General features: G+C 34.7%; 22 protein-coding genes and 2 tRNA genes. 10 read left to right on the top strand and 14 right to left on the bottom strand.

Annotation, left to right across the window (positions count from 1 at the left end; translation table 11 throughout):
* Positions 1 to 2,719, top strand: a 2,719-nt coding sequence (locus tag M0Q24_RS06995) for a hypothetical protein (protein WP_295048822.1), incomplete at its 5' end; no start/stop codon positions are given.
* Positions 2,720 to 2,752: 33 nt separating this feature from the next.
* Here the strand turns inward: M0Q24_RS06995 and M0Q24_RS06990 are convergent.
* Together M0Q24_RS06990 and M0Q24_RS06985 are read right to left on the bottom strand one after the other, a co-directional pair.
* Complete coding sequence (locus M0Q24_RS06990) at positions 2,753 to 3,730, bottom strand: substrate-binding domain-containing protein (RefSeq protein WP_295048820.1); 978 nt, start codon at positions 3,728 to 3,730, stop codon at positions 2,753 to 2,755.
* Between the two features lie 15 nt (positions 3,731 to 3,745).
* Complete coding sequence (locus M0Q24_RS06985; RefSeq protein ID WP_295048818.1) at positions 3,746 to 5,683, bottom strand: bifunctional diguanylate cyclase/phosphodiesterase; 1,938 nt, start codon at positions 5,681 to 5,683, stop codon at positions 3,746 to 3,748.
* 266 nt (positions 5,684 to 5,949) lie between these two features.
* Here M0Q24_RS06985 and M0Q24_RS06980 point away from each other — a divergent pair, with 266 nt between their 5' ends.
* The gene (locus M0Q24_RS06980) at positions 5,950 to 6,183 is read left to right on the top strand and encodes a hypothetical protein (RefSeq protein WP_295048817.1); all 234 of its coding nucleotides are present in this window, start codon (positions 5,950 to 5,952) and stop codon (positions 6,181 to 6,183) included.
* Here the strand turns inward: M0Q24_RS06980 and M0Q24_RS06975 are convergent.
* The 6 genes from M0Q24_RS06975 to mraY form a co-directional block, all read right to left on the bottom strand.
* Positions 6,157 to 6,573, bottom strand: coding sequence for a type II toxin-antitoxin system VapC family toxin (locus M0Q24_RS06975; RefSeq protein WP_295048816.1), 417 nt, complete (start codon positions 6,571 to 6,573; stop codon positions 6,157 to 6,159). The two genes, M0Q24_RS06980 and M0Q24_RS06975, sit on opposite strands and share 27 nt — an antisense overlap.
* Positions 6,554 to 6,811, bottom strand: coding sequence for a hypothetical protein (locus M0Q24_RS06970; protein WP_295048814.1), 258 nt, complete (start codon positions 6,809 to 6,811; stop codon positions 6,554 to 6,556). The genes M0Q24_RS06975 and M0Q24_RS06970 overlap by 20 nt, the downstream gene beginning before the upstream one ends.
* Positions 6,812 to 7,052: 241 nt before the next feature.
* Positions 7,053 to 7,128, bottom strand: a tRNA-Phe gene (locus M0Q24_RS06965).
* A 54-nt stretch (positions 7,129 to 7,182) separates the two neighbouring features.
* Positions 7,183 to 7,258: transfer RNA gene (locus tag M0Q24_RS06960), tRNA-Phe, on the bottom strand.
* A gap of 18 nt (positions 7,259 to 7,276) precedes the next feature.
* On the bottom strand, positions 7,277 to 8,491 hold the full coding sequence (murD, locus tag M0Q24_RS06955) for a UDP-N-acetylmuramoyl-L-alanine--D-glutamate ligase (RefSeq protein WP_295048812.1): 1,215 nt from the start codon (positions 8,489 to 8,491) through the stop codon (positions 7,277 to 7,279).
* Positions 8,492 to 9,553 (bottom strand): phospho-N-acetylmuramoyl-pentapeptide-transferase, encoded by a 1,062-nt coding sequence (gene mraY / locus M0Q24_RS06950; protein WP_295048810.1) that lies wholly within the window; start codon positions 9,551 to 9,553, stop codon positions 8,492 to 8,494.
* A 141-nt stretch (positions 9,554 to 9,694) separates the two neighbouring features.
* Between mraY and gpmI the strand changes: the two genes are divergently transcribed.
* From gpmI to accA, 5 genes are all read left to right on the top strand, one after another.
* Positions 9,695 to 11,170 carry a 2,3-bisphosphoglycerate-independent phosphoglycerate mutase gene (gpmI, locus tag M0Q24_RS06945; protein WP_295048808.1) on the top strand — a complete coding sequence of 492 codons (1,476 nt, stop codon included), beginning with the start codon at positions 9,695 to 9,697 and terminating at the stop codon, positions 11,168 to 11,170.
* A 225-nt stretch (positions 11,171 to 11,395) separates the two neighbouring features.
* The gene (fabG, locus tag M0Q24_RS06940) at positions 11,396 to 12,142 is read left to right on the top strand and encodes a 3-oxoacyl-ACP reductase FabG (protein ID WP_295048806.1); all 747 of its coding nucleotides are present in this window, start codon (positions 11,396 to 11,398) and stop codon (positions 12,140 to 12,142) included.
* A 64-nt stretch (positions 12,143 to 12,206) separates the two neighbouring features.
* Positions 12,207 to 12,434, top strand: a complete 228-nt coding sequence (gene acpP, locus M0Q24_RS06935; RefSeq protein WP_295048804.1) for an acyl carrier protein — start codon at positions 12,207 to 12,209, stop codon at positions 12,432 to 12,434.
* Between the two features lie 89 nt (positions 12,435 to 12,523).
* The gene (locus tag M0Q24_RS06930) at positions 12,524 to 13,735 is read left to right on the top strand and encodes a beta-ketoacyl-ACP synthase II (RefSeq protein WP_295048802.1); all 1,212 of its coding nucleotides are present in this window, start codon (positions 12,524 to 12,526) and stop codon (positions 13,733 to 13,735) included.
* Positions 13,736 to 13,749: 14 nt separating this feature from the next.
* Positions 13,750 to 14,685 (top strand): acetyl-CoA carboxylase carboxyl transferase subunit alpha, encoded by a 936-nt coding sequence (accA, locus tag M0Q24_RS06925; RefSeq protein ID WP_295048799.1) that lies wholly within the window; start codon positions 13,750 to 13,752, stop codon positions 14,683 to 14,685.
* On the opposite strand, the gene M0Q24_RS06920 is transcribed toward accA, so the two are convergent.
* The 5 genes from M0Q24_RS06920 to M0Q24_RS06900 form a co-directional block, all read right to left on the bottom strand.
* Positions 14,673 to 15,527, bottom strand: a complete 855-nt coding sequence (locus M0Q24_RS06920) for a 3'-5' exonuclease (protein WP_295048797.1) — start codon at positions 15,525 to 15,527, stop codon at positions 14,673 to 14,675. The two genes, accA and M0Q24_RS06920, sit on opposite strands and share 13 nt — an antisense overlap.
* Positions 15,517 to 16,101: a phosphoribosylanthranilate isomerase gene (locus M0Q24_RS06915; protein WP_295048796.1), complete on the bottom strand. Its 585-nt coding sequence runs from the start codon at positions 16,099 to 16,101 to the stop codon at positions 15,517 to 15,519. The genes M0Q24_RS06920 and M0Q24_RS06915 overlap by 11 nt, the downstream gene beginning before the upstream one ends.
* 1 nt (position 16,102) lies before the next feature.
* Complete coding sequence (gene rpe, locus M0Q24_RS06910; RefSeq protein WP_295048794.1) at positions 16,103 to 16,744, bottom strand: ribulose-phosphate 3-epimerase; 642 nt, start codon at positions 16,742 to 16,744, stop codon at positions 16,103 to 16,105.
* Positions 16,745 to 16,928: 184 nt separating this feature from the next.
* Positions 16,929 to 18,323 (bottom strand): chemotaxis protein CheX, encoded by a 1,395-nt coding sequence (locus tag M0Q24_RS06905; RefSeq protein WP_295048792.1) that lies wholly within the window; start codon positions 18,321 to 18,323, stop codon positions 16,929 to 16,931.
* Positions 18,320 to 19,117, bottom strand: a complete 798-nt coding sequence (locus M0Q24_RS06900; RefSeq protein WP_295048790.1) for an HDOD domain-containing protein — start codon at positions 19,115 to 19,117, stop codon at positions 18,320 to 18,322. Before M0Q24_RS06900 ends, M0Q24_RS06905 begins: the two co-directional genes overlap by 4 nt.
* A 172-nt stretch (positions 19,118 to 19,289) precedes the next feature.
* Between M0Q24_RS06900 and rpmB the strand changes: the two genes are divergently transcribed.
* The 3 genes from rpmB to argJ are packed head-to-tail and all read left to right on the top strand — an operon-like array spanning position 19,290 to position 21,794.
* Positions 19,290 to 19,478 carry a 50S ribosomal protein L28 gene (gene rpmB, locus M0Q24_RS06895; RefSeq protein ID WP_295048788.1) on the top strand — a complete coding sequence of 63 codons (189 nt, stop codon included), beginning with the start codon at positions 19,290 to 19,292 and terminating at the stop codon, positions 19,476 to 19,478.
* 17 nt (positions 19,479 to 19,495) lie between these two features.
* The gene (locus M0Q24_RS06890; RefSeq protein WP_295048786.1) at positions 19,496 to 20,626 is read left to right on the top strand and encodes a TrkA family potassium uptake protein; all 1,131 of its coding nucleotides are present in this window, start codon (positions 19,496 to 19,498) and stop codon (positions 20,624 to 20,626) included.
* A complete protein-coding gene (gene argJ, locus M0Q24_RS06885; RefSeq protein WP_295048784.1) occupies positions 20,619 to 21,794 on the top strand; it encodes a bifunctional glutamate N-acetyltransferase/amino-acid acetyltransferase ArgJ in 1,176 nt (391 codons plus the stop codon). Before M0Q24_RS06890 ends, argJ begins: the two co-directional genes overlap by 8 nt.
* 44 nt (positions 21,795 to 21,838) lie before the next feature.
* On the opposite strand, the gene M0Q24_RS06880 is transcribed toward argJ, so the two are convergent.
* Entirely contained in the window at positions 21,839 to 23,485 is a 1,647-nt protein-coding gene (locus M0Q24_RS06880) for an inorganic phosphate transporter (protein ID WP_295048781.1), read from the bottom strand.
* Positions 23,486 to 23,535: the final 50 nt, after the last annotated feature.

Below are 23,535 nucleotides of genomic sequence, written 5' to 3'. Positions count from 1 at the left end.
TTACAAACTTACAGGCGCTGCAATAAATAGTGTATATATCAAGTATGACCAAGATGTCGGAAGTGCAAATAGCCCTGATAACTCTTTTGCTATCAAATACACTGTCTCAGATAAAGCTACTGCATCAAATGGTGAAATCTTTACAAGCACAAATATAGAAGCAGATGGTGTTTACAATATCTCACTTCTTTCTGTTACTGATCCTATCTCTGTTGATACTAGTAATGGCGTATCTGTAAATAATATTGTCTATGATGATGGAGCTTCAACTGTAACCATCAACGAAGTAGGCTCGTTTAGCTTTGATGTAGATGTAACGAGTACAGACACTGATGGCTCTGAAAACTTTACTCGTTTTGTAATTGAGGGAGTTCAAAGAGGTATAACAGTTGATGATGAGTATGCAACTATGGCGATTAGTGGAACTAAAAATATCTGGTTTTTAGATATTCCATCACAAGTTATAGATGCGAGTGGATCAAGCTATACTGTAAACTTTAAAGTTAATGATTCATTGAAGTATTTTGATGCCTCATCACTTGTAAAAATTACCGCTTATGCTCATGATAGTGGTGCAAAAGCAAATGATATACAAACTGATGATATGACAATCACCTTTATCAATAATTTACATACAGGTGGTGGATCTGGTACTTTAGAAACTATAGACGTTGATATGATCGTACACTCTGTTACAGTTAAAGAAGATACACAGTTTTCTTTATATACTGATAATACAAATAGAATCATAGAAATTATTGGTGATGGTCAAGGAGGCAATGCAGATAATAATATTGCACCAACTGAGTTAGTTACATATTCACTTGCTTTTAGCAACTTACAAAATGTTACTTTTGATAGAAGTGATGCGTTTACCGATGGTAAAGTCAATAGTTATAATGGGATACATCTCATTACTGTAACAGCAAAGCAAGAAGATATACAAGAGACTATAAATGATGTACTCTCACAAATCAAAATGATTCCAAATAAAGACTACAATGAAAATAATGCAGGAGCAAAACTATCTTTTGATGTGAACTTAACTGCTTATATTGGTGATGGCTGGGCTAGAGATACAACAGCTGATAAACCTTTTGCTGTAGATGTCGTTCCTGTAACTGATGATATCACTTCAAGTGCAGCTCAAACTCATGTTAAAGAAAATGGCGATGCAGTAGGAAGTGCTCAAGAAGATGGGACAACGACTGTAAAAATCACTTTTGATACTGTTGATGATCCTCATTATGCAATAGTGCAGGGTGCAGAAGATGCAACAGCAGCTTCAACTGTAGCAATAACACATAAAAGCGGTATATATGGAACACTAGTTTGGAGTGGAGGAAGTCATACTTTTGATGCTTCAAATAAAGTTGCAAATGTAGATATAGCAAATTTAAATGATGGCAGTTTAAAGTTTACTCCAACAAAAGATGCTTCAGGAGGAGTAACTTTTACATATACTGTTTTTGCAAAAGAGACAGGTGCAGATAATATCTCCGAGACTTCAAAGGATTTTACTATCTCTGTAGCTCCTGTGGCTGATGGCTTAGAACTTCTTGATTTAAAGGGACATGGGAATGAAGATGATTTTATTCAGATTTTTGCAGATAAAACAAATGGAACTCCTCTAAGCGGAGTGGCGCAGATAGATAATGATGGTTCTGAAAAAGTAACATCTATGTTTATAGATGATGTACCAGAAGGATTTTTACTCTACATTGGAGATAGTCATCAGAGTATGGCAACAAAAGGAAGTAAAACTGGAACTGTTAATATTGATGGAACTGATTATGATACTTACAACTGGACTATAAATATAGCTAATGGTATTCCTAAAGTGTGGATAAAAGCACCACAAAATTGGAGCAGCACAACGGATGTAGATTTAAGACTCGATACTTTAGTAAAAGATGGAAACTCTACAACTATGGTCTCTAAAGATTTTAAAGTGACTGTAGATAGTGTAGCAGATGGTTTTTCAAGTGTGACTCACAACAACACAGTTCAAGCAGCAAGTGCCGATGTGGCAATAAATCTTAATGCCAATGCGATAGATCTAGATGGTTCTGAGAGTGGTATTTTGACACTTACAGGGTTTGGTGTAGGAGCTACATTTAAACAAGATGGTGTTGATATTATGGCAAATGTAGTTTACGATAATGGTAGTGATACTTATACTATTTCAGATATAGATTTAGCTACAGATAAATTAAATAAGTTGACATTTCAAAAAGATGGACTTCATAATCAAAATATTGATTACACTTTTAAAACTGCAGAAGCTGATGATCCTGCAAAAATATCAGATGAGAAGAGTGGCTCATTTAGAGCAACAACGGATAATATCATAACAGATATCACAGCTGATGGAACTGTTGGGCAAGATGATAGGCTAGTACTAGGTGGAGCCACTATCGATTTTTCAGCTATTACTTCATCAAGTATAGAAAAGCTAGATCTCACTCAAAATGGAGATACTAATATTACAAATGTGAAACTACAAGATGTTATAGATATGACAGACACAGCAAATGAACTTTTAATCATAGCAGACGATGCAAATGATAGTGTAACGCTTGTAAGTGAAAATGGAAATAATTGGTCAAAAGATTCTGATATTACTACAAATGGACAAAACTTTGAAGTCTATATAAATAGTGGAGATAGCTCACTCTCTCTTAAAATCAGCGAAGATGCAACTGTAACAATTGCATAAAATGCTCTAGTCTCCCTTAAGGGGAGAGGAGTTTTACTCCAAGATTCCTAAAACATTTCTTTTTATAAGAGAGATATTTTTTTCAATGTTGTCTGTAGAGATGGGAAGTATGGTGAGCTGGATATATTTTTTTACATCTTTTTTGTTGAAAAAATCATCTAAGACAAAAACTGCTTTTTCTCCAAAAACATAGGGCTGTTGCATAGCCGCTCCAATAAGAACGCTCTTTGGGATCAACTCTAAAAATTCTGGCTCTGCATCAAAAACTATGAGTAAAATATCATTCTCTTTGCCTAAATCTTTTATGGCTTCTAGTGCAGCCTTGTATCTATCCGAGCCTTGAAGCCAAATAGCTCTTAGATTTTTGCTCTGCTTGATCAACTCTTTTGAGAAAATATAAGTCTCTTTGTATGAGAAGTTAACTTGCTGTTTCAAGCCCTCAACTCTGATCCCTGACTCGTTCATTGCTCTCATAAAGCCAACTGTTCTAGCTTTACCATTTGCTCTTTTTTGTGGGATGGAGACTATGCCAACAGATCCATCTATATCCCATTTAAGATCTTTCATTTTTTTTGCTAGAACCTGACCTATCTTATATGCTCCATCTTCATTATCTGAAGAGATAAAAGAGAGATATTCACCCTCATTAGTTCCTATGTCACTTATAACAACTGGAATATTTGCAGATCTAGCAAACTTTAAAACAGTAACAGCAGAAGAAGAGTTTATAGGCGAGAGGACAATAGCGTCCACCTTGTCCTTTATCGCTTTTATGGTGTTTTGGATTTCAGTTTTTTTTATATTGTTAGAGCTATAGATGCTAACTTCGTAACCTAGTTTAGCAGCGCTATCTTTTATGCCACTACTCATGATTTTCCAAAAAGGTATCCTTATATCTGAGACAATATAAGCTATCTTTTTTTTAGAAATATCTAACTGAGCTTCAGTTGCTCCTAAAAAAGTAGCAGAAGTAAAAAAGAGTACCAAAAAAGTAATTTTTATAAGATTCATATCCTCTCCATCTTTTTAAATATCTATTTTTGGCTCACTAAAGTAGTAGCCCTGAGAGTAGTCTATACCTAACTCCATAACTTTTTTTTGAATATCTTCATTTTCTACAAACTCAGCGATGGTTTTTATATTCATTCTCTTAGCAAAATCTACAATAGTGGAGACAACTGCCTGAGCTTGTTTGTTTGTATCTATCTCTTTTATAAGAGATCCATCAATCTTTATATAGTCGGCATTTAGCCTCATTAGGTAGTCAAAATTGCTATAACCTGTGCCAAAATCATCTATAGCTATCTTAGATCCAATCTTTTTTATTTTATTTATAAAACCTAAAACTGCTTCGAAATTTTCTATGGATTCAGTTTCAACTATTTCAAAAACAACTCTAGTGGCAATGTTATGCTTAATGAGCATGCCGTATATGTACTCTTTGATCTCGGTGTTTAAAATATCTTCAATAGTTAGATTTATAGAAAATTCAAGATCACTATCTTTAAAGCGTTCAAAGGTTTTTTCTATCATTATTTTAGTTATAGTTGAGTAGTATTTTGTTTTTTTTGATATTTCTAAAAAGAAAAAAGGAGATATTAACTTGTCTTGATCTCTCATTCTAACAAGAGATTCATATTTTTCTATCTTGTTTGTGTTGTTGTTGATGATTGGCTGATAAACTGGTATGAAGCTGTCTTCAAAGATAGCAGTTCTTATCTTTTTTGTCCAGTAAATATTGTTCTCGTACTCTTTATTTAAAGAAATGGCTTCACTAAAAACCATAATGTTTTCATTGTTTCTTTTTGCAACTTTTAAAGCCATATCTGCAGTTGGTAAGATCTTTTCTTTACTCTCAAAAGAGACACCAATAGTAAAGTTGAAGTTTAAATCTTCTTCGTCAACTTCTACAGTTATATTAGAAAATATATCTACTAGTTTATGTATGTTTCTCTCAAACTCATTTTTATCTATATCGTGGTTAAATAAAACATACTCATCACCTTGAATATGGTATGTAAAAGTATTTTTATGCCTAGTTACTCCTGATATATGTTGACCAACTTGCTTGATAATATAGTCGCCAACTTCATATCCATAAAAGTCATTTAGCTCTGAAAAATTATCTATGTTTATGATAGCGAGTGCTGGGTTTGTACTATGATTGATATCTTGAATCAATTTATATCTATTTCCAAGATTAGTCAATGTATCGGTATTTGCAATTTTATCAAGTTGATATCTTGACTCTTTAATGGAGTTAATCATATTGTTAAGAGTTGATGAGAGAATGGATAACTCTTTGGAGTTGTAAGAGGGAATTGTGCTCGTTGGTATGCCATCATCTGTTTTGTTATTAAGGACTTCTATAATGCTATTGACAGGCTTTTGTACTATTTGGTGCATAACAAAGTAGATTACTAGTAAGACTATTATAGTACTTAAGAGTGTGATTATTATACTGATGGTGATGATACTTTCGAGTTTTTCTTGCACTAAACTATCAGAAGCATAAATTGCTATATTGCCAAGTTTTAGTCCATTTTGATTGTAAATATCATCTTTTATATATAAGTAAGAGTTGTCTATCCTTTGTTGGTGGATCTTGTTGTTTTGATCAAAGTCTTGTACTTGTTTGTCATTGTTGATTTTGCCGACTAAGTATTTTGAATCTAAGATCTTAGCCATATTGCAATCTTCAACAACAATAGCAAGAGTATATTTACGATTTAGTTCATTTGCTATAAGTTTTTCATACTCATGAACAGAGTAAGAATCCATAAAAGGATAGATACTGTTTTTTAGTAAGGTTAAACTTGTTTGAACATCACTGTTTATATCTTTTAAAAGACGGTCTTTTGTTTGATTATAAAGTATTGTACTCACGATAAAAATAGCAACCAAGATTGTAAAAGAAATTGCTAAAAAAAGAGTATAAAAGACAGATCTTTGTTTATTTTTCATTATGTCACAAAACCTTCAAATAATTAATAAAGTTACTTTATCCAATTTCATATTAAGAGGTTATATAACTTCATTTAGAATACAAAAAAATTATAAAACTTTTTTTGTATTTTTAGAGATTAAATTGTGTGAAGTGTATGGTAAAAAAATTTTAGGTGGTGGCCAATCTCGGAATCGAACCAAGGACACAGTGATTTTCAGTCAGTTATAAGCACTTTTTTACACTTTATTAAATCTTCCTAAAACCTTTTAGAAGTGCCTATTTTATGGGCTTTGAAGAGAGTGTATCTTTTTTATATTCTTCTATAACTTTTGATACTTTTTTAAAGTTAGCTATGGCTGGATTAGATATATTGCACATAAAAGAGCTAGGGCATAAAACACTTGATATGACGATGAGATACGCTCACCTTATACCTAACAAGAGACATGTGTCTGCTTATGAAGTAAAAAGTAAAAAAGGCTTAAATATTTTAAATAAACTTAATAAGATTATTTAAGCTTTGTTTTTTTAAAGTTCTGTATATATCAAAATCACTATCAATGCTCACAATGTTTTTTATATTTTCTTTGTTAGATATATACATAAGTGTTGCATCTGCTAGATCCATTGGCACATCTATATACTTTTGCATCATCACTCTTATGTGAACTATCTCATCTTGAGATATGTCATAGAGTTTTATGCCTCCTATCTCACACCATTTTAAAAAGTCTATTTGAACTTGAAGGTTGAAGTCTAGCATATGCGAGACCTCTGTTATAACCGACCACGATGTTATTAGCTCACCTTTGTAAGACTTGATAAACTCTAAAACTCTCTGGTGATACTTATCACTTCTATCAAAAAGAGCTATAAGCGGTCCGCTATCAATTATTGTTTTTTGCATTTATTTTATCTTTGAGTTTTTGTTTATAAGTAGTTGAGAGCGTCCCATCTCCACTTGAGTATTTACCAAAGAGATCACTACCTAGTTCATAAGCAGTTTTTTGGTTTGATTCTTTTTGTAACATATCAAAGTAGTAAACTAGCGCATCTTTAATAACTTGACTCTTTGATAGATGTTTTTGATTTGATACAACTTGAAGTTGACTCTCAAGGGTATTGTTTAGTCTAACTGATAACATAATCTCTCCTCATATATTTGTATGACATATTGTATCACAATTTCAACTAATGAAAATAAATAACTCAAATTTTAGACATAACATGTAATCCAGACATAAAGATGTCATGTTGCTTACCTATACTTTAAAAAAATATACAGTTTATTAGTGCCATTTTTGCCTCTTTTATTTAATAAAATATATTGTAACAGATTATCAATGAAAATTTAATGGGTGTTTTAAAAATTTGTTTTGCAAGTGGTGGTGGCCAATCTCGGAATCGAACCAAGGACACAGTGATTTTCAGTCACTTGCTCTACCGACTGAGCTAATTGGCCATTATGAAAAAAGATTCCCAATCAGGTTGAGAATGACGAAACAGTTAAAAGAGGTGGTGGCCAATCTCGGAATCGAACCAAGGACACAGTGATTTTCAGTCACTTGCTCTACCGACTGAGCTAATTGGCCATCTTTTAAAGAGCGAAATTATATCTTTTGTGTACTGAATTTCAGCTTACAAACTGCATCTTTAAACTCATCGCCTCTTTGCATATACGAGCTAAATTCATCGAGGCTTGAAGCTGCTGGTGAGAGTAGGGCAGTTTCGTCTTTTTTTAGCCTTTTATCTATCTCTTTTATTGCATCAGCTAAATTTTTACAAGTGTTAAATTTCATATTGTATTTTTGTGCAAGATCTGAGAGTTTTTCTTTGTTTGAACCTATGGTATAGATCTCAAGTGAGAGGTTTTGCATAAACTTAAATAGTTCATCTAGATCTACACCTTTGTCATCTCCGCCAAGTATTAGATGTATATGTGACTCTTTATACCTCTTTAGTGCAGCTATTGTTGCATCTAAATTTGTGGCTTTTGTGTCGTTTACCCAGAGTCTTTCTTTAGCATCTCTTAGCTCTTCTTGACGGTGAGCTTCTAGTTCAAATGTGTTTATCTTTTCATAGTTTATCTCATCAAACAAGATCTTATCAACAGCCATCGCTAAGAGTGCATCTGCTAAAAAGGCTCCTTGAAACTTTACACGGCTAGGATCTATACCAAAGTAAGAAGCTAGAGATGCCTCGTCTTTGTAAGTAATGAGATGCGCATCTGTTGGTGTATCTTTGTAGGCTTCTGGGATGATAGCAACTTCTCCCTCTTTCATAAAACATAGAGGTTTTAGTTTTGCATTTACATACTCTTTCATACTTCCATGCCAACTAATATGATCTGGGCTTAAAGGTAAAAGAACATAGATATTTGGCGATGCAATGTTAGTGTAGTGCATGGTAAACGAGCTAGTCTCAAGGATCCAGATCTTTGCCTCTTTGTCTAAAGAGCCAAGCGAAGTTCCAATATTTCCACCGCTTAGACTTCCTTTAGATGCTAAGAGATGTTGCATCATCTGTGTTGTTGTGGTCTTACCGTTTGTTCCACTGATCCAAATTTTTAAAGGTTTAGTGTTTTGAAAATAATCGTACTCACTTATAAGGTTTCTAGACCTAGTAATAAGCGGGTTTGAAGGCGGGATCCCAGGTGATGGGATCTCCACTTTTGAGTATTTTGGATTAAATTCATTTGATGGTTTTACCCAAAATCCATCTTCATCACGAAAAGGTTTATTGCATTTGTCATCATAAAAAGTAACTTTTTTTATGACTTTCGCTAAGGCTTTTGTGGTTTTACCATAACCAAATAGTGAGACCATCTAGCGGATCTTAAGAGTGATGAGTGCTATGAGATTTGACAAAATTGCAATAATCCAAAACCTAACTATAATCTTGTTCTCAGCCCACTTTTTCATCTCAAAATGGTGATGAATCGGAGCCATTAAAAAGACTCTCTTATTTCTTAGTTTGTAACTTCCAACTTGCAGTATTACTGAGACTGTCTCTATTACAAAGATAGATCCTATAAGAAGAAGTAAGATCTCGTTTTTAGAGATGATGGCTAAATAACCTAAAAAAGCACCAACAGTTAAAGATCCACTATCTCCCATAAAAACTTCGGCAGGGTGGCAGTTGTACCATAAAAAGCCAGTCAAAGCTCCCATCAAAGCACTAGCTACTATGGCTACTTCACCAACATCAAAGTTTGGCATTAAAAGGTAAGAGCTTATTACTGCATTTCCTGTAAAGTAGATAATAATGCTAAAAGATGCAAGAGCCGCAAGAGAAGGAACTGTAGCTAAGCCGTCAAGTCCATCAGTAAGGTTTACTGCGTTTGAAGTTGAGATGATAACAATCGACCAAAATATCATTGAGAACATCCCCATATTTAAAACGGGATTTTTCAAAAATGGTACATAGAGTTCAGTATTAAGCCCAGCTCCAAGACATAAATAAACTGTTATAACAATGGAAGCTAGGATCTGTAAAAGCAGTTTTGTTCTTGCTTTTAAGCCTGCCCCGTTTTGGCTCTTCTTTATCTTTGCTATGTCATCTTTAAAACCAATAAGAGCAAAAAGAACAAGTGTAAGTAAGGCTCCCATAGCAAACATATTGGAAAATTTTATGGTTAAAAGTGATGCTAAAATAGTAGCACTTATAAAGATTATACCGCCCATAGTTGGGGTTTTTTCTTTTTGTTTGTGATTTTGTGGTGCTAAGTCATATATAGGTTGAACGCTTGAGTTTTTTTGCGACCATCTTATAAATTTGGGCATTAGATATAGAGTAAAAATAAGAGCTAAGAAAAACGAGATTCCCGCTCTAATTGTGATATAGCCAAGTATATTTATGTTGAGTAATTCATGAAGTGCATATAGCAAAGTGGTTAATCCCTTAGTTGTTTAAAAGTGACATTATAGATTTATTATTGTAAAAGTATGATAAAGTGAAAATATTTCATCACATTTGGTCGTTTTTGAAAAAAGAGTATAATTACAAAATTTTACAAAAAGGGAGTAAATTTGTCAAAAAAAACTGTTTTAGTCATAACAGATGGCATAGGTTATAGCGCAAAAACTGAGCATAACGCATTTTACAAAGCTAAAAAACCCACTTATGACAAACTTTTTAAAGAGGAACCACACTCTCTTATAGAAACTTCAGGGCTTAGTGTTGGTCTTCCAAAAGGGCAGATGGGAAACTCTGAAGTTGGTCATATGAGTATTGGAAGTGGTAGGATTTTGTATCAAGATCTAGTAAAAATTTCTTTAGCACTTAATAAAAAAACTTTGGAATCAAATGAGGTCTTACAAACACTCTTTAGTAAATCACCAAGACTTCATCTTATCGGACTGATGAGTGATGGCGGAGTTCACTCTCACATAGATCATTTTATTGGCATTGCAAATATTGCAGCAAAAAACAGTAAAGAAGTTTTTCTACATCTTATAACAGATGGTAGAGATGTTTCACCAACTTCTGCAAAAAAATACTTCGAATCCTTGGCATCACAAATAGATAAAAGTGTAAAAATAGCATCAATTTCTGGACGATTTTATGCGATGGATAGGGATAATCGCTGGGATAGAGTTCAAAAAGCTTATGAAGCAATGGTAGAAGCAAAGCCAAAGACAAACTTGAGTGTGAGTGATTACATTGATGCTTCTTATGCTAAAGATGAAAGTGATGAGTTTATAGAACCAGTTGCATTTGAAGGTTATGAGGGTGTTATGGATGGTGATAGCATCCTAACAATAAACTTTAGAAGTGACAGAATGAGAGAGCTTGTGACGGCACTTGGAAGTAGTAACTTTGATGGTTTTACTTGCACAAAAAAAAGTGTAAATATAGCTACGATGACAGAGTATGACAAATCTTTTTCTTATCCTGTTTTGTTTTTAAAAGAAGCTCCAAAAAATACTCTAGCGGAGATTATTGCATCACGTGGTTTAAGACAACTTCACACTGCTGAGACGGAAAAGTATGCGCATGTAACATTTTTTTTAAATGGTGGCATCGATGAGCCTTATGAAAACGAGACAAGAGTTTTAATCCCCTCACCCAATGTAAAAACCTACGATATGAAGCCAGAGATGAGTGCAAAAGAGGTTGGAGATGTTGTTCTTAGAGCTATGAAAGAGAGCTACGACTTTGTAGTTGTAAACTTCGCAAATGGCGATATGGTAGGACATACTGGAGACGAAGGAGCTGCAATTTTGGCTGTGGAGGCTGTAGATGCGGAGTTAGGACGCATACTAAAGTGTGCAAAAGAGCAAGACTACTCCGTGGTTATAACTTCTGATCATGGAAACTGTGAAGAGATGAGAAATGATGATGGAAGCATCTTGACAAATCACACAGTTGGAAAAGTTTGGTGTTTTGTAGTAGCAGAAGGTGTTACAAAAGTAGAACCTGGAGCACTAAACAATATAGCTCCAACAGTTTTAAAACTTATGGATATAGAGATACCAAAAGAGATGGATGGTAGTTTAGTCTAAATAGTACGAGGTTCATCGTGGAGAACGCCACGGGTTAGCGTTCCTAAAAACCTCGCTTCCAAAAGGATGTGAAATTTGTGGTTGATAAGGTTTTCGGAAGCGATGCTTCAGCTTCGCGAAAGAGACACAAGTGTCGAGAGCTTCCCGCTGAGGGAATCTAAGCGATAGCGTAGTAAAACGGACTTGTTCGTTTTGCGTGATAAAATAGTAAAAAGGAATAATAAAGTGAAATTTAGCGGAAAAAATGTTTTAGTTACGGGTTCTAGTCGTGGTATTGGTGCAGAGATTGCAAAGACTTTGGCGGGTTATGGTCTAAAGGTGTGGATCAACTATAGAAGTGGTGCAAAAGAAGCTGATGCTATAAAAGATGCAATAGAAGAGAGTGGCGGAAAAGCTGCAGTTATAGGCTTTGATGTTAGTGATGAGGCTGCATTTATAGATGCTATTAAGACTATAGTAGATTGTGATGGAGAACTTTCATATCTTGTAAATAATGCTGGTATAACAAATGACAAACTTGCACTTCGTATGAAAACAGAGGAGTTTATGAGCGTTATAAATGCGAACTTGACATCTTGTTTTATAGGGTGTCGCGAGTCTATGAAAGCTATGAGAAAGAGTAAGTTTGGCTCAGTTGTAAATATTGCTTCAATTGTTGGTGAGACTGGAAATGCAGGGCAGACAAACTATGCAGCATCTAAAGGCGGAGTTATTGCCATGACTAAGAGTTTTGCACAAGAAGCCGCAACAAGTGGCATTCGCTACAACACTATAACTCCAGGTTTTATTGCAACTGAGATGACAGATGCACTAAGTGATGAAATAAAAGAGAGTTTTACTTCTAAAATACCTATGAAACGCTTTGGAGATCCAAAGGAAGTAGCGGAGGCAACAGCATTTCTCCTATCAGATCACTCTAGTTACATAACAGGTGAAACTTTAAAAGTTAACGGTGGAATGAACATGGCGTAATAGTTTATTTAAGTTATGTATGTTACAATTTCGCGATTTTATAATAAAAAAAATAGGAGCTATGATGGCACTTTTAGACGATATTAAAGAAGTAGTGGTTGAGCAACTCAGCGTAAACCCAGATGAAGTAAAAGAGGACGCAAAGTTCGTTGAGGATTTAGGTGCTGATAGCCTTGATGTAGTTGAATTAGTAATGGCTCTTGAAGAGAAATTTGATATCGAGATTCCTGATGATGAAGCAGAGAAGATACAAACTGTTAAAGATGTAGTTGATTATATAGAAAATAAATAATCAAAATATTTTTAGAACTCAGTTTGTGATTTTATGACTGCAGCTGAGTTTTATAGAGTATTTTATAAATTTTTGTGATGGAGAGTTTTATGAGAAGAGTTGTAGTAACTGGTATAGGCATGATAAATGCAGTTGGTAATGATAAAGAGAGTTCGTTTAAAGCTATTTGTGATGGTGTTTGTGGGATAGATGAGATTACTCTTTTTGATGCTTCAGAGTACTCTGTAAGAATAGCAGGAGAAGTGAAAAATTTTGATGCATCAACTGTTATGCTGCCTAAAGAGGTTAAAAAAGCAGATAGATTTATTCATCTTGGTCTAAAGGCTGCTGCAGAAGCCATGAGCGATGCTAATCTTCCTGATGGTATAGATATGGATAGATTTGGTATAAGTGCTGGATCTGGCATTGGTGGTCTACCAGCAATTGAGAAAAACTCTATCATACTTGCAACTAAAGGTCCTAGAAGAATTTCTCCATTTTTTATTCCTTCAGCACTAGTTAATATGCTGGGCGGTTTTGTCTCAATAGAACATGGAACAAGAGGTCCAAACCTCTCTAGCGTCACAGCTTGTGCAGCTGGAACTCACGCTATAAGTGAAGCGGTTAAGACTATTATGTGTGGTGGTGCAGATAGAATGCTTGTTGTATCTGCTGAGTGTGCAGTAACTGGTGCTGGTATTGGTGGATTTGCAGCTATGAAAGCACTCTCAACAAACAATGAAAATCCAAAAGAGTCTTCTCGTCCTTTCGATGCTGCTCGTGATGGCTTTGTTATGGGTGAAGGTGCAGCTGCACTAGTTTTAGAGGGTTATGAAGATGCAATAGCTCGTGGTGCAAATATCTATGGCGAGATCATAGGTTTTGGTGAGAGTGGTGATGCTAGTCACATTACAACACCTAGTCTTGACGGTCCAGCTCGTGCGATGATGGCAGCTTATAAAATGGCAGGAAAGCCTAAGATTGACTATGTAAATGCACACGGAACAAGTACACCAATAAATGACAAAAATGAAACAGCGGCAGTAAGAGAACTTTTAGGTGAAGAGTGTCCTCCAATGAGTTCTATCAAAGGTCAAATAGGTCACTGTTTAGGTGCAGCTGGTGGCATTGAAGCAGTAACATGTTTGATGGCAATGAGAGATGGAATTATCCCTCCAACTATCAACTATAAAACTCCAGACGAAGCTTGTGATCTTGACTATGTTCCTAACACTTCAAGAAAAGCTGAGTTAAATGTAGTTATGAGTAACTCTTTTGGTTTTGGCGGAACTAACGGTGTTTTAATCTTTAAAAAACTCTAGAAAAAGGACTCGTAATGGCAACATATTTAGATTTTGAATATAAAATCAAATTTATTCAAGAAGATATAATCTCTGCTCGTGTTCGTCATGATGAGATCGAAGTAGAAAAACTTCAAGCAAATCTTGATAAGGAAGTTAATAAAACTTTTAGTAACTTAACTCCTTTTCAACAACTTCAACTTGCCCGTCATATAGATAGACCTTATGCGCTTGACTATATCAACCTAATAATGCGTGATAAGTATGAGATCCATGGAGATAGACACTTTCGTGATGATGCTGCAATTTTATGCTACATCGGTTATATTGGTGATGAAAAAGTTGTGGTTATTGGAGAACAAAAAGGTCGTGGAACTAAAAACAAGATAAGAAGAAACTTTGGTATGCCTCATCCTGAAGGTTATAGAAAAGCTCTTCGCGCTGCGAAATTAGCAGAAAAGTTTAAACTTCCTCTTTTGATGTTGGTAGATACTCCAGGCGCATATCCAGGTCTTGGGGCTGAAGAGAGAAACCAGAGTGAGGCAATCGCCAGAAACCTACTAGAACTCTCAGAACTTGATACCCAAAGTGTCTCTATAGTCATAGGAGAGGGTGGAAGTGGTGGAGCTTTGGCTATTGGAGTAGCTGATAGATTTGCTATGATGCGTTACTCTGTTTTTAGTGTTATTTCGCCTGAGGGCTGTTCAGCAATTCTTTGGAATGATCCTAAAAAAGCCGAAGCTGCTACAAATGCAATGAAAATCACAAGTGGAGACTTAAAAAAATTAGGTCTTATAGATGACATTATTGATGAGCCACTTATTGGTGCTCACAGAGATAAAGAAAGCGCAGCTGCTGCTATTGCTGATTATTTTTTATCTAGTGTTAAATCTTTAAAAGAGATGAGCAAAGAAGATAGACTTCAAGCTAGATATGAAAAACTAACAGGTATCGGAGCTTACGCAGAGTAAGCTGAATCTTCTTTTTTAACCTCTTCTTTTTCTTCTTCTTGGTTCTCTAACAAAAGAGGGTCAAATTTTGGTCTTTTTAATCTTTTAGCATCTTTAGAAAACTTTATAAGATTCTCAACACTCTTAACATCTTTATCTCTCTTTTTGATACTCTCTAGCGAGAGTTTAAATAACTCGTAAGTAGTTTTAACATCGCTCATAGCTCTGTGATGAGTTGCATCTGGATTTAGTTGGAATGTATCATTTAGGTATGAAAGCGCATATCTGTAAGAGACTATAGTTCTTTGAGCAAGTGCTAATGAACATAAAGAACGATTTAAAAGAGGTTCTAGCCCTATCTTTTGCAAACTAAGAGATACAAAACTATAATCAAATTTCACATCGTGTGCCACAAAGATAGAGTTAGCTAAAAAAGCTTTAAATTTGTAAAGTACATCTTTTAATGGTGGTGCATCTTTTGTATCTTCAGCGCAGATACCAGTTATCTGAGTTATATGTACATTTATCTCTTTGCATTTTACAAGAGATTCAAATCTATCTATAACTTTCCCATCTTTTATCTTAAGAGCTGCTATCTCTATGATCTGATGTTTATCTATTTTTGAGCCGTTTGTCTCAATATCAACTATACAAAACTCTCCATCAGCAATAGAGGCAAATCTTGTAGAGAAATAGTAAGATCCATGATGTTTTATAATTTCCAAACCTTGAGAGTGCCAAAGTTCTAAATATAAATCCAATTCTTTATCAACTATTTGAGACCTTAAATGCTCTTGTGCTAGTCCTTTGTTGGAGAGTCTTTGGATACTTTTAGCATCTAGTGTAAAATCATTAGTGAGCATTGGCTATAAACTCTCTTACTTTTTTTCTATTTTTCTTACCATATGATATCTCAACTGAGCTACTAACATCAATCCCATAAAAACCATACTTTTTGAGTGAGGCTACATTAGATGCATCTAGTCCACCAGCTAAGATGATTTTAGAACAATCAAGCTCGTCAAACCACTCAATATTTAGTCTTTTACCAGATCCACCATAACTTTCACAATATGCATCTACAAGTCTATACTCATCACTATACTTTAGTAGATCTTGTGCACTTTTAGCTCTTATGACTTTTATAAAGGGGACAAAAAGTTGTTCGTAGAGTGAATCTTGGGCTTCAAAGTGGATCTGAGCTAGAGTGCATCCAGATTCTTGCATATAGGAGTTTATAACTTGTGCATCAACATTTACAAAGAGACCAACTTTCTCAACAAAAGGAGGAAGTTTTGAGATAATCTCTTTAGCCTGAGATGGTGAGATATATCTAGGAGATTTTTCATAAAAGACAAAACCCAAAGCATCAGCTCCCGCTTCTATGGCATTTATTGCATCTATATAAGAAGTTATTCCGCAAATTTTAGTTTTCATTTTAAACTTTTAGTGAAGCTATTGCATCTTTTTTTGAGACATGATTAAAAACATAACTTCCAGCTACTACAATATCTACACCGACATCTTTTAAGCTCTGTATATTTTTATCACTAACCCCACCATCAACTTCAATAACACAAGCTGGATTTAGTCTATTTCTCATCTCATTTAATTTAGCAGCTTTAGGTAACACGCTCTCTATAAAACTTTGACCACCAAATCCAGGGTTTACGCTCATAAGCAGAACCATATCCAAATCTTTTAAGATGTATTCTAATGATTCTGGTGGAGTGTGTGGGTTTAACACTATCGCAGGCTTTATACCTAATGAGCGAATCTTTTGGATGAGTCTGTGGGGGTGCTTTTCTTCTTCTATATGAAAGGATATATATTTTGGTTTTAGTGGAGCAAAAAGTTCAACAAAAAAAGTATTGTTCTCAACCATAAGATGAATATCTAGAGGTTTTGTAGCACACGCAGCAATAGCCGATACCACAACAGGCCCGATAGTTAGGTTTGGTACAAAGTGACCATCCATAACATCTACATGAACTAAATCACATCCGCTAGAGCATATATCTTCTATATCTCTTTGTAAGTTGCCAAAATCGGCAGACAAAACACTAGGGGCTACTAACATAAATATTCCTTATATAGATGAGAGCTAAACTCTCATTTTAATTAAATGCTCTGAACAATTATTAAGTTTGGATCCTGAATCAAGTTCAGGATGACACATGTTTCGTCATTCCGTGCTTGACACGGAATCTAGTTTATAGATTGATTCAGAGGGTTTAATTTTGTAATTATACAGATGCAAACTTTTATCTAGTTAAGAAAAAGAGAAATTTATCATCATTAAAAGATAGCTCAACTTGAACACCTTTTCTATCTTGAATTACCTCTAAGAGACTATCAACATCATTATAAGTGCGAGGAAGAGTTATGTCTACACTAATATTTTGATCTGAGAGGAGTGTTTTAATCTTTCCGCCCACAATATTAACAAGCTCCGCTAATGTGTCTAAGATAAGTTCTACATCATCGGTATTTTCCCCTATAAGAAGCTCACAAGCTTTTTTAGCAATGCCTTTTGGAAAGACTAAGATGACCATTCCATCTAAATCTCCATAGTAACCAATAGAGCTCGCAATTTTGTCTGTTTTGTCTTTTATGGTTATGGCTTGAACTTCGGCTGATTGTTTGATAGCTTTAGAGTTTGTCATCATCTCAATAGTCACAACGGTTGCATCTATAAACCTTGGTAACTCAGTCACAGTCTGTTTATTTATAACTCTTTTAATTTTTGTATTTGCTGCGCTTGATGCTCCAAGCTCTTGGAGAAGTTCTTTATTTTTTAAGATATCATCCATCTGCTCATAAAATAAAATACCGGCATCTTCAAGGGTATCTTTAAAAGTCTCTGTAGTCTTTTCAAAGTCCATACCTACAAAACAGATACTAGCGTTATACTCAGCCGCAGAACTTGCAAGTTTTGAGAAGAAATTCAGTGCATGAACATTCATACTTATAACTTTATAAGCATCAAATACAAAGAGTCTAAAGCCGACATTTAGAGAGTTATTATGATACTGAATATTGAATTTATTTGAAATCTCTGCATCTAAATATGAAGAGATAGAGTAGATGATGGCATTACCTGTAACTCTTGTAGCTATTTTTTGCCCCATTTGCCCCAAATATGTCAAGTCAGCTATAGCATCATAGGCGTCTTTGTTAGATGATTTTTCTTTAAATTCTTGGCTTGTTTGGGCAATAATTGGATTGTGTCCATTGTCATGAAGCTCTATAGCCATTGCTGAGCGTTGAGACCTATCTTCACTGTAGAGTAAAACATTTTTATTTTGGTTTTGAAAAGAAGAAGAAAAAAGATATGCAATCTCTATAGTCTTATATAAAGAGAAGTACATTTTATCTTGATAAAAGACATTAATAGCTCTATATTTTTTCTCATCGTAGTCACAAAAACCAACTGTTGCATGATTTTTTTGCCTCACTTTTGAGAAAAGTTTCATAAAAATATCAAGTCCATTTTTGTTGAAAAATATAACTCTTTTTAGTGAGACTAAAATCATATCAACCTCTAGTGCTGCGGTAGCTTCAATGTCATCTATGCTTAAAAAAGAGCTACTGCTGTTTCCATCTAAAAAACCTTGAGGAGTAAAGACTCCTACACCATTTTTTACTACTGCTCTCATCCTATCTCCATAAGTTTGGCAAAATCATCATAAATATCACTTACAAAATCTACTTGAAAATCAACAAAATCATTTAAACCTGCCTCTACAAAGATAGGTTGTGAAAGTTCATAAAAAAGAAGTAGATGCATCCATTTTGCAAGTAAGTTGATTTGTTCATCACAAGAAGGCTTTAAGCCAGAACTTGCCTGAATGAGCTCGCCTATCTCTTTTGGCATCTCCCACTTAATAGTAATCTGCTCACAAATATCAAACAAACCCATTCCACAAAGACGAGTTAAAATAGTGTTATAGTCAAGGTTTTTAGTAGATCTTAGAAGTTTTACATCTTCTACTTTTTGGCTAAAAAGGGCTTCTGAGACTATGATGCTAGCTGGAAGTATAGTGATGGAACTTATTAAATTTTTATCTTCAATGTCAAGATGTTTTAAAATTAACTCCCATCTTTTTGAGAGTCTTGCTTGGAGTTCATGGAATGATTTGGTATTGAGCCCAAAAAGTAGCCATTTTGCAGGGCTTAAAAGTGTGGTCATATAGTTATAGACGGTTTGTTGTGAACCAGAAACACCCAAGATGCCAAAAATTTGTGAAATATCTTTTACTTCGTGTGAGAAGCCATAAATAGGTTTATTTACTAAATTTTTAAGATATTTTGAAAGAGCCAAATCTGTCTGAGCAATCTTTGAAGCTTTTATGAGTTGCCCATCATTTAAGAGTGAGAGCGTATCTTTTAATGCTTTGGGAGTAGGTGGGATCTTATCTATATACTCATCAATTTTGTCTTTTGTTATCATTTTCTCTTCATTTTTGTTATAATTTTATTACATTTTATCTTTATCTTTATAAAATAGCTATTAAGTCCACTTGTGCATTGTTTGCTAAAGATAGAGTTACCTTTAAGCTGAAGTTTTGCTTTACATTGATATAATTCGCAACTTTTAAAAACCTAAAATTAAGGATTCTAGCATGGCAAGAAGATGTGCTATTAGCGGCAAAGGCCCTATGACTGGGAACAATGTTTCTCATGCAAAAAACAGAACAAAGCGTCGTTTTTTATTAAACTTAAGATCAGTGCGTATCACATTAGAAGATGGTACAACAAAAAAGATTAAAATTTCTGCAAGAGAATTACGCACGTTAAAGAAAAACTCGTAAGAGCATAGGAAAATAAGTTGAATCTTTTACAAAGGATTCGCAACTTCCTACATTGGGAGTCTGCTCCCAAACCTCAAGCAAAACTTCTTCCTGAAGTTTATCCTCATCTAAGAAAATTTCGTCTACCTCTTATTTTAACAATCATAACAATGTTGATTGGAACCATAGGTTATTTACTTTTAGAAAAAGTATCTCTTATGGATGCTATTTATCAGACAGGCATAACATTCACTACGGTTGGTTTTGGGGAGGTTTTTGAAATCTCTAATGCTGGAAGAATATTTACTATAACACTTATTATTGCTGGTTTTGCTATATTTACTAGTGCTATAGGTATCATGGCAACTGAGTTAAATAGAGGTACTATTTTTAAGATCTTAAAGGAGAGAAAAATGTTATATAAGATAGCAAGACTAAAAAAACATTTTGTTGTTTGTTATCATAATGATTATACTCTTGAAGTCACTAAACAGTTAAGAAAAAATCATATACCTTTTGTTGTTGTTGATCCAAGAGAAGAGATCCACGAATGGGCAATAGAACATAATTATCAAACTTACTTAAAAGCAGAGCCACACGCTGAACTCTCGATGTTAAAAGCACACCTAGCATCTGCAAAAGGATTGATAACTCTATCTGCATCTATCGCTGATAACATCGCCCTTATAGCTTCTGTAAGACTTTTTGAAAAAGAGCATTTTTTGCCACGACCATACTATGTAATCTCTGCTGCAGAAGCTATGAACGATGTTGAAAAGCTCAAAAAACTTGGAGCTGATACAGTAGTATCTCCTACAAAACTAACTGCTCAAAGAGTTAGCGCAATGGCAGCTCGCCCTGATATGGAGAACCTTTTAGAAGAGTTTTTATATAAGAGTGATAATCCACTAGATATGGAAGAAGTTGAAGTTCCAAAGTATAGCTGGGCAGTTTTAAAGAAGATAAAAGAAACACATATTCGCCAAATTACTAATACTTCAGTTATTGGAATAACAAAAAAAGATGGTAAATTTATCTCCATGCCAAAAGGTGATGTACTCATTACAAGTGAGTGTAAACTCCTTATTATTGGTATACAGAGTGATATTACTACTACAAAAGAGCTGCTTAGAAAGAGAACTAAGCCAAAGGAATTGAGATTTGTATAATATAGTTCAAGCAACTGATGGAGTCTGTGCGGCAGATGGATTTTTTGCTGATGGAATAAGTGCAGGGCTTAAAAAAAATAACGCACTTGACATGGCATTTATCTATAGTGATAGCGAGTGTGAAGTAGCATCAGTATTTACTACAAATAAGATGTTTGCAGCTCCTATAAAACATTTCAGATCTAAGGGTGATTTTAAGACTAACTTTGTACTTATTAACTCAAGAAACGCAAATGCAATGACTGGCCAAGCTGGGATTGATGATATAGACGAAGTTCTAAGCAATTGCCAAGATATGCTAAATCCTATAATGAGCTCAACTGGTGTAATAGGTGCGAGGCTTCCAAAAGAGAAAATTATAAATGGCATGAAGCTTTTTGAGATCTCAAATAAAAATCCAAGCAACGCTGCAAAAGCTATTATGACAACTGACTCATTTTCAAAAGAGATAGCCCTAAAAGTTACCCTTGATGATGGCAGTAGCTTTAGTATTGGTGCAATGGCAAAAGGTGCAGGGATGATAAACCCTGCAATGGCTACTATGCTATGCTTTATAACAACTGATGCCAAAGTCTCAAAACAGGAGATGCAAGAGATTTTAGATCTTGTTACAAAGACAACTTTTAACGCTATAAGTGTTGATGGTGATACCTCTACAAATGATACTGTTTTACTTCTAAGTAACTCTAGAAGCGGTGCTTATAACAAAGAAGCTTTTAGAGAAGCTCTTTTTAAAGTGATGCATTTTTTAGCTCTAGAGATGGTAAGAGATGGAGAAGGGGCTACAAAGCTTGTAACTTATAATATTACAGGTGCAAAAAGTGACAAAGAAGCTGAGATAGTTGCGAAAACTCTTAGTGATTCACTCTTAGTAAAAACCGCTCTTTTTGGAGAAGATCCAAACTGGGGAAGAATAGCTTCTACAGTTGGAGCGAGTGGAGTTGAGGCTTATGAAGAGAAGCTAAAGATCTCATTTGATAATCTTTGTGTATATGATAGAGGCACACTAAATTTCGACTCAGAAATGGAAAAAAAGTGTGCAATAGTTATGGGGCATAAAAAATTCACTATTTCTTGTGATCTAGGAGTAGGTGAGGGCAGTTTTAAAGCTTATGGTTGTGATTTAGGATATGAATATGTCAAAATAAACGCAGACTATAGAACTTAAAAAGAATATCTTTTAAGGGTTGAGATTTTTCAACCCTTGCTTTCTTAAACCATAATCCCTTTTATCATAAAAAACAACATAGCCGCTAAAACTCCTGCTGCTGGAACAGTTATAACCCATGCAGTAATGATCTTTTTGATAGCTTCTCTTTTTACATACTCTATCTTTTTAGCTTGTTTGATACTCTTTTTTGTAGATTTAATCTGTGTTTTTTCTATAGCTATGTTTTTGTAAAGATCTACAATCCTTTCATAGTCCTCTTGAATCTTGCCCTCTTTTGCCTCTAGGGTTAAGAGCTCTGCATTTAGAGCATTGAGAACTTCTCTATCTTCAATAATACTTTGTTTATCATCTTCTATAGTCCTATCCACAGTATTTAAGTGCATCCACTCTCTTAAAAAGCCAACACCAAAAACACCACCAATCGCGATGTGAGTTGAACTAACAGGAAGCCCTAGTTGAGAAGCAATTATGACTGTAATTGATGCTGCCATAGCAATTGAGAACGCTCTGATTTGGTCAAGCTCTGTGATCTCACTTCCAACAGTTTTGATAAGTTGTGGACCATAAAGAGCAAGACCTAGAGCAATACCTAGAGCACCAACTGCCATTACCCACAAAGGAATAGAAGCATCAGAAGTTATTCCACCATTTATAACTGCATCGTTAATCGCTGCTAATGGACCGATTGCATTTGCAACATCGTTTGCACCGTGAGCAAAACTTAAAAGTGCGGCTGAAAAGATTAAAGGGATTGTAAAGAGTGTATTTACGGATGCTTTTGTATTTTCAAGTACAGTAGTATTTGAACCAACTCTTTGCTTAACGATGAAATAAACAATTACAGCAGTTATTAAACCTAGTGTAAATGCAACAGACATAGCAGGTTTGTCACTCATCTCTATAGAAACAAGAGGTATAAGGTTTAAAAACTCAACAGTTTGTGGCCATATTTGTTTAAAGCCTTTTATAATCAGGTATGTTACAAAAGCCCATGCCATAATAGATACAAATACAGGAACATATTTTTTTGCAGATAAAATCTTATCTTCTTTAAAGACTATGGTTTTTTTTATAGCAAAAAGAAAAAGAGCTGCGATAACTCCACCCATAATTGGTGAGATTATCCATGATGCAGCGATTTTTGCCATAGTGCTCCAAGAGACTATAGAAAAACCAGCAGCAGCGATACCAGCCCCCATAACGCCTCCAACTACAGAGTGTGTTGTTGAAACTGGTGCGCGCATCATAGTGGCAAAGTTAAGCCAAAGAGCTGCCGCTAAAAGAGCTGCCATCATCGCCCAAATAAATGGATCGGCATTGCCTCCAAAAGCAGTGATATCTATAATTCCACTTTTAATGGTATTTACAACTTCTCCACCGGCGATCAAAGCTCCAGCAGCTTCAAAAACAGCTGCAATAAGAATAGCAGTAGTTAGTGTTAGTGCTTTTGAACCAACAGCAGGACCTACATTATTAGCTACATCATTTGCACCAATATTCATAGCCATATATGCACCGATAAGTGCAGCAACTGCTAAAAACATATTGTTTGAAATTCCACCATTGCTTAGAAAACTAAAAGTTAAAACTCCTATCATAAAAAATAGTGCGAAACCTAGTCTTGTAAAATCAGTTCCGCTCTTTTTAAGCGCAGTTTTTTCTAGCTTTTTAAAAGTTGAAATTTCCATCATAACCTCATAAATATAATTTGGAAATTATACCTTGATTTGGGTTATAT

Source organism: Sulfurimonas sp., from assembly GCF_023228785.1.
In the GTDB taxonomy this organism is placed as follows: Bacteria; Campylobacterota; Campylobacteria; order Campylobacterales; family Sulfurimonadaceae; genus Sulfurimonas.
The sequence above is the reverse complement of the archived record's forward strand: the minus strand, read 5'-3'. Positions and strand labels throughout refer to the sequence as shown.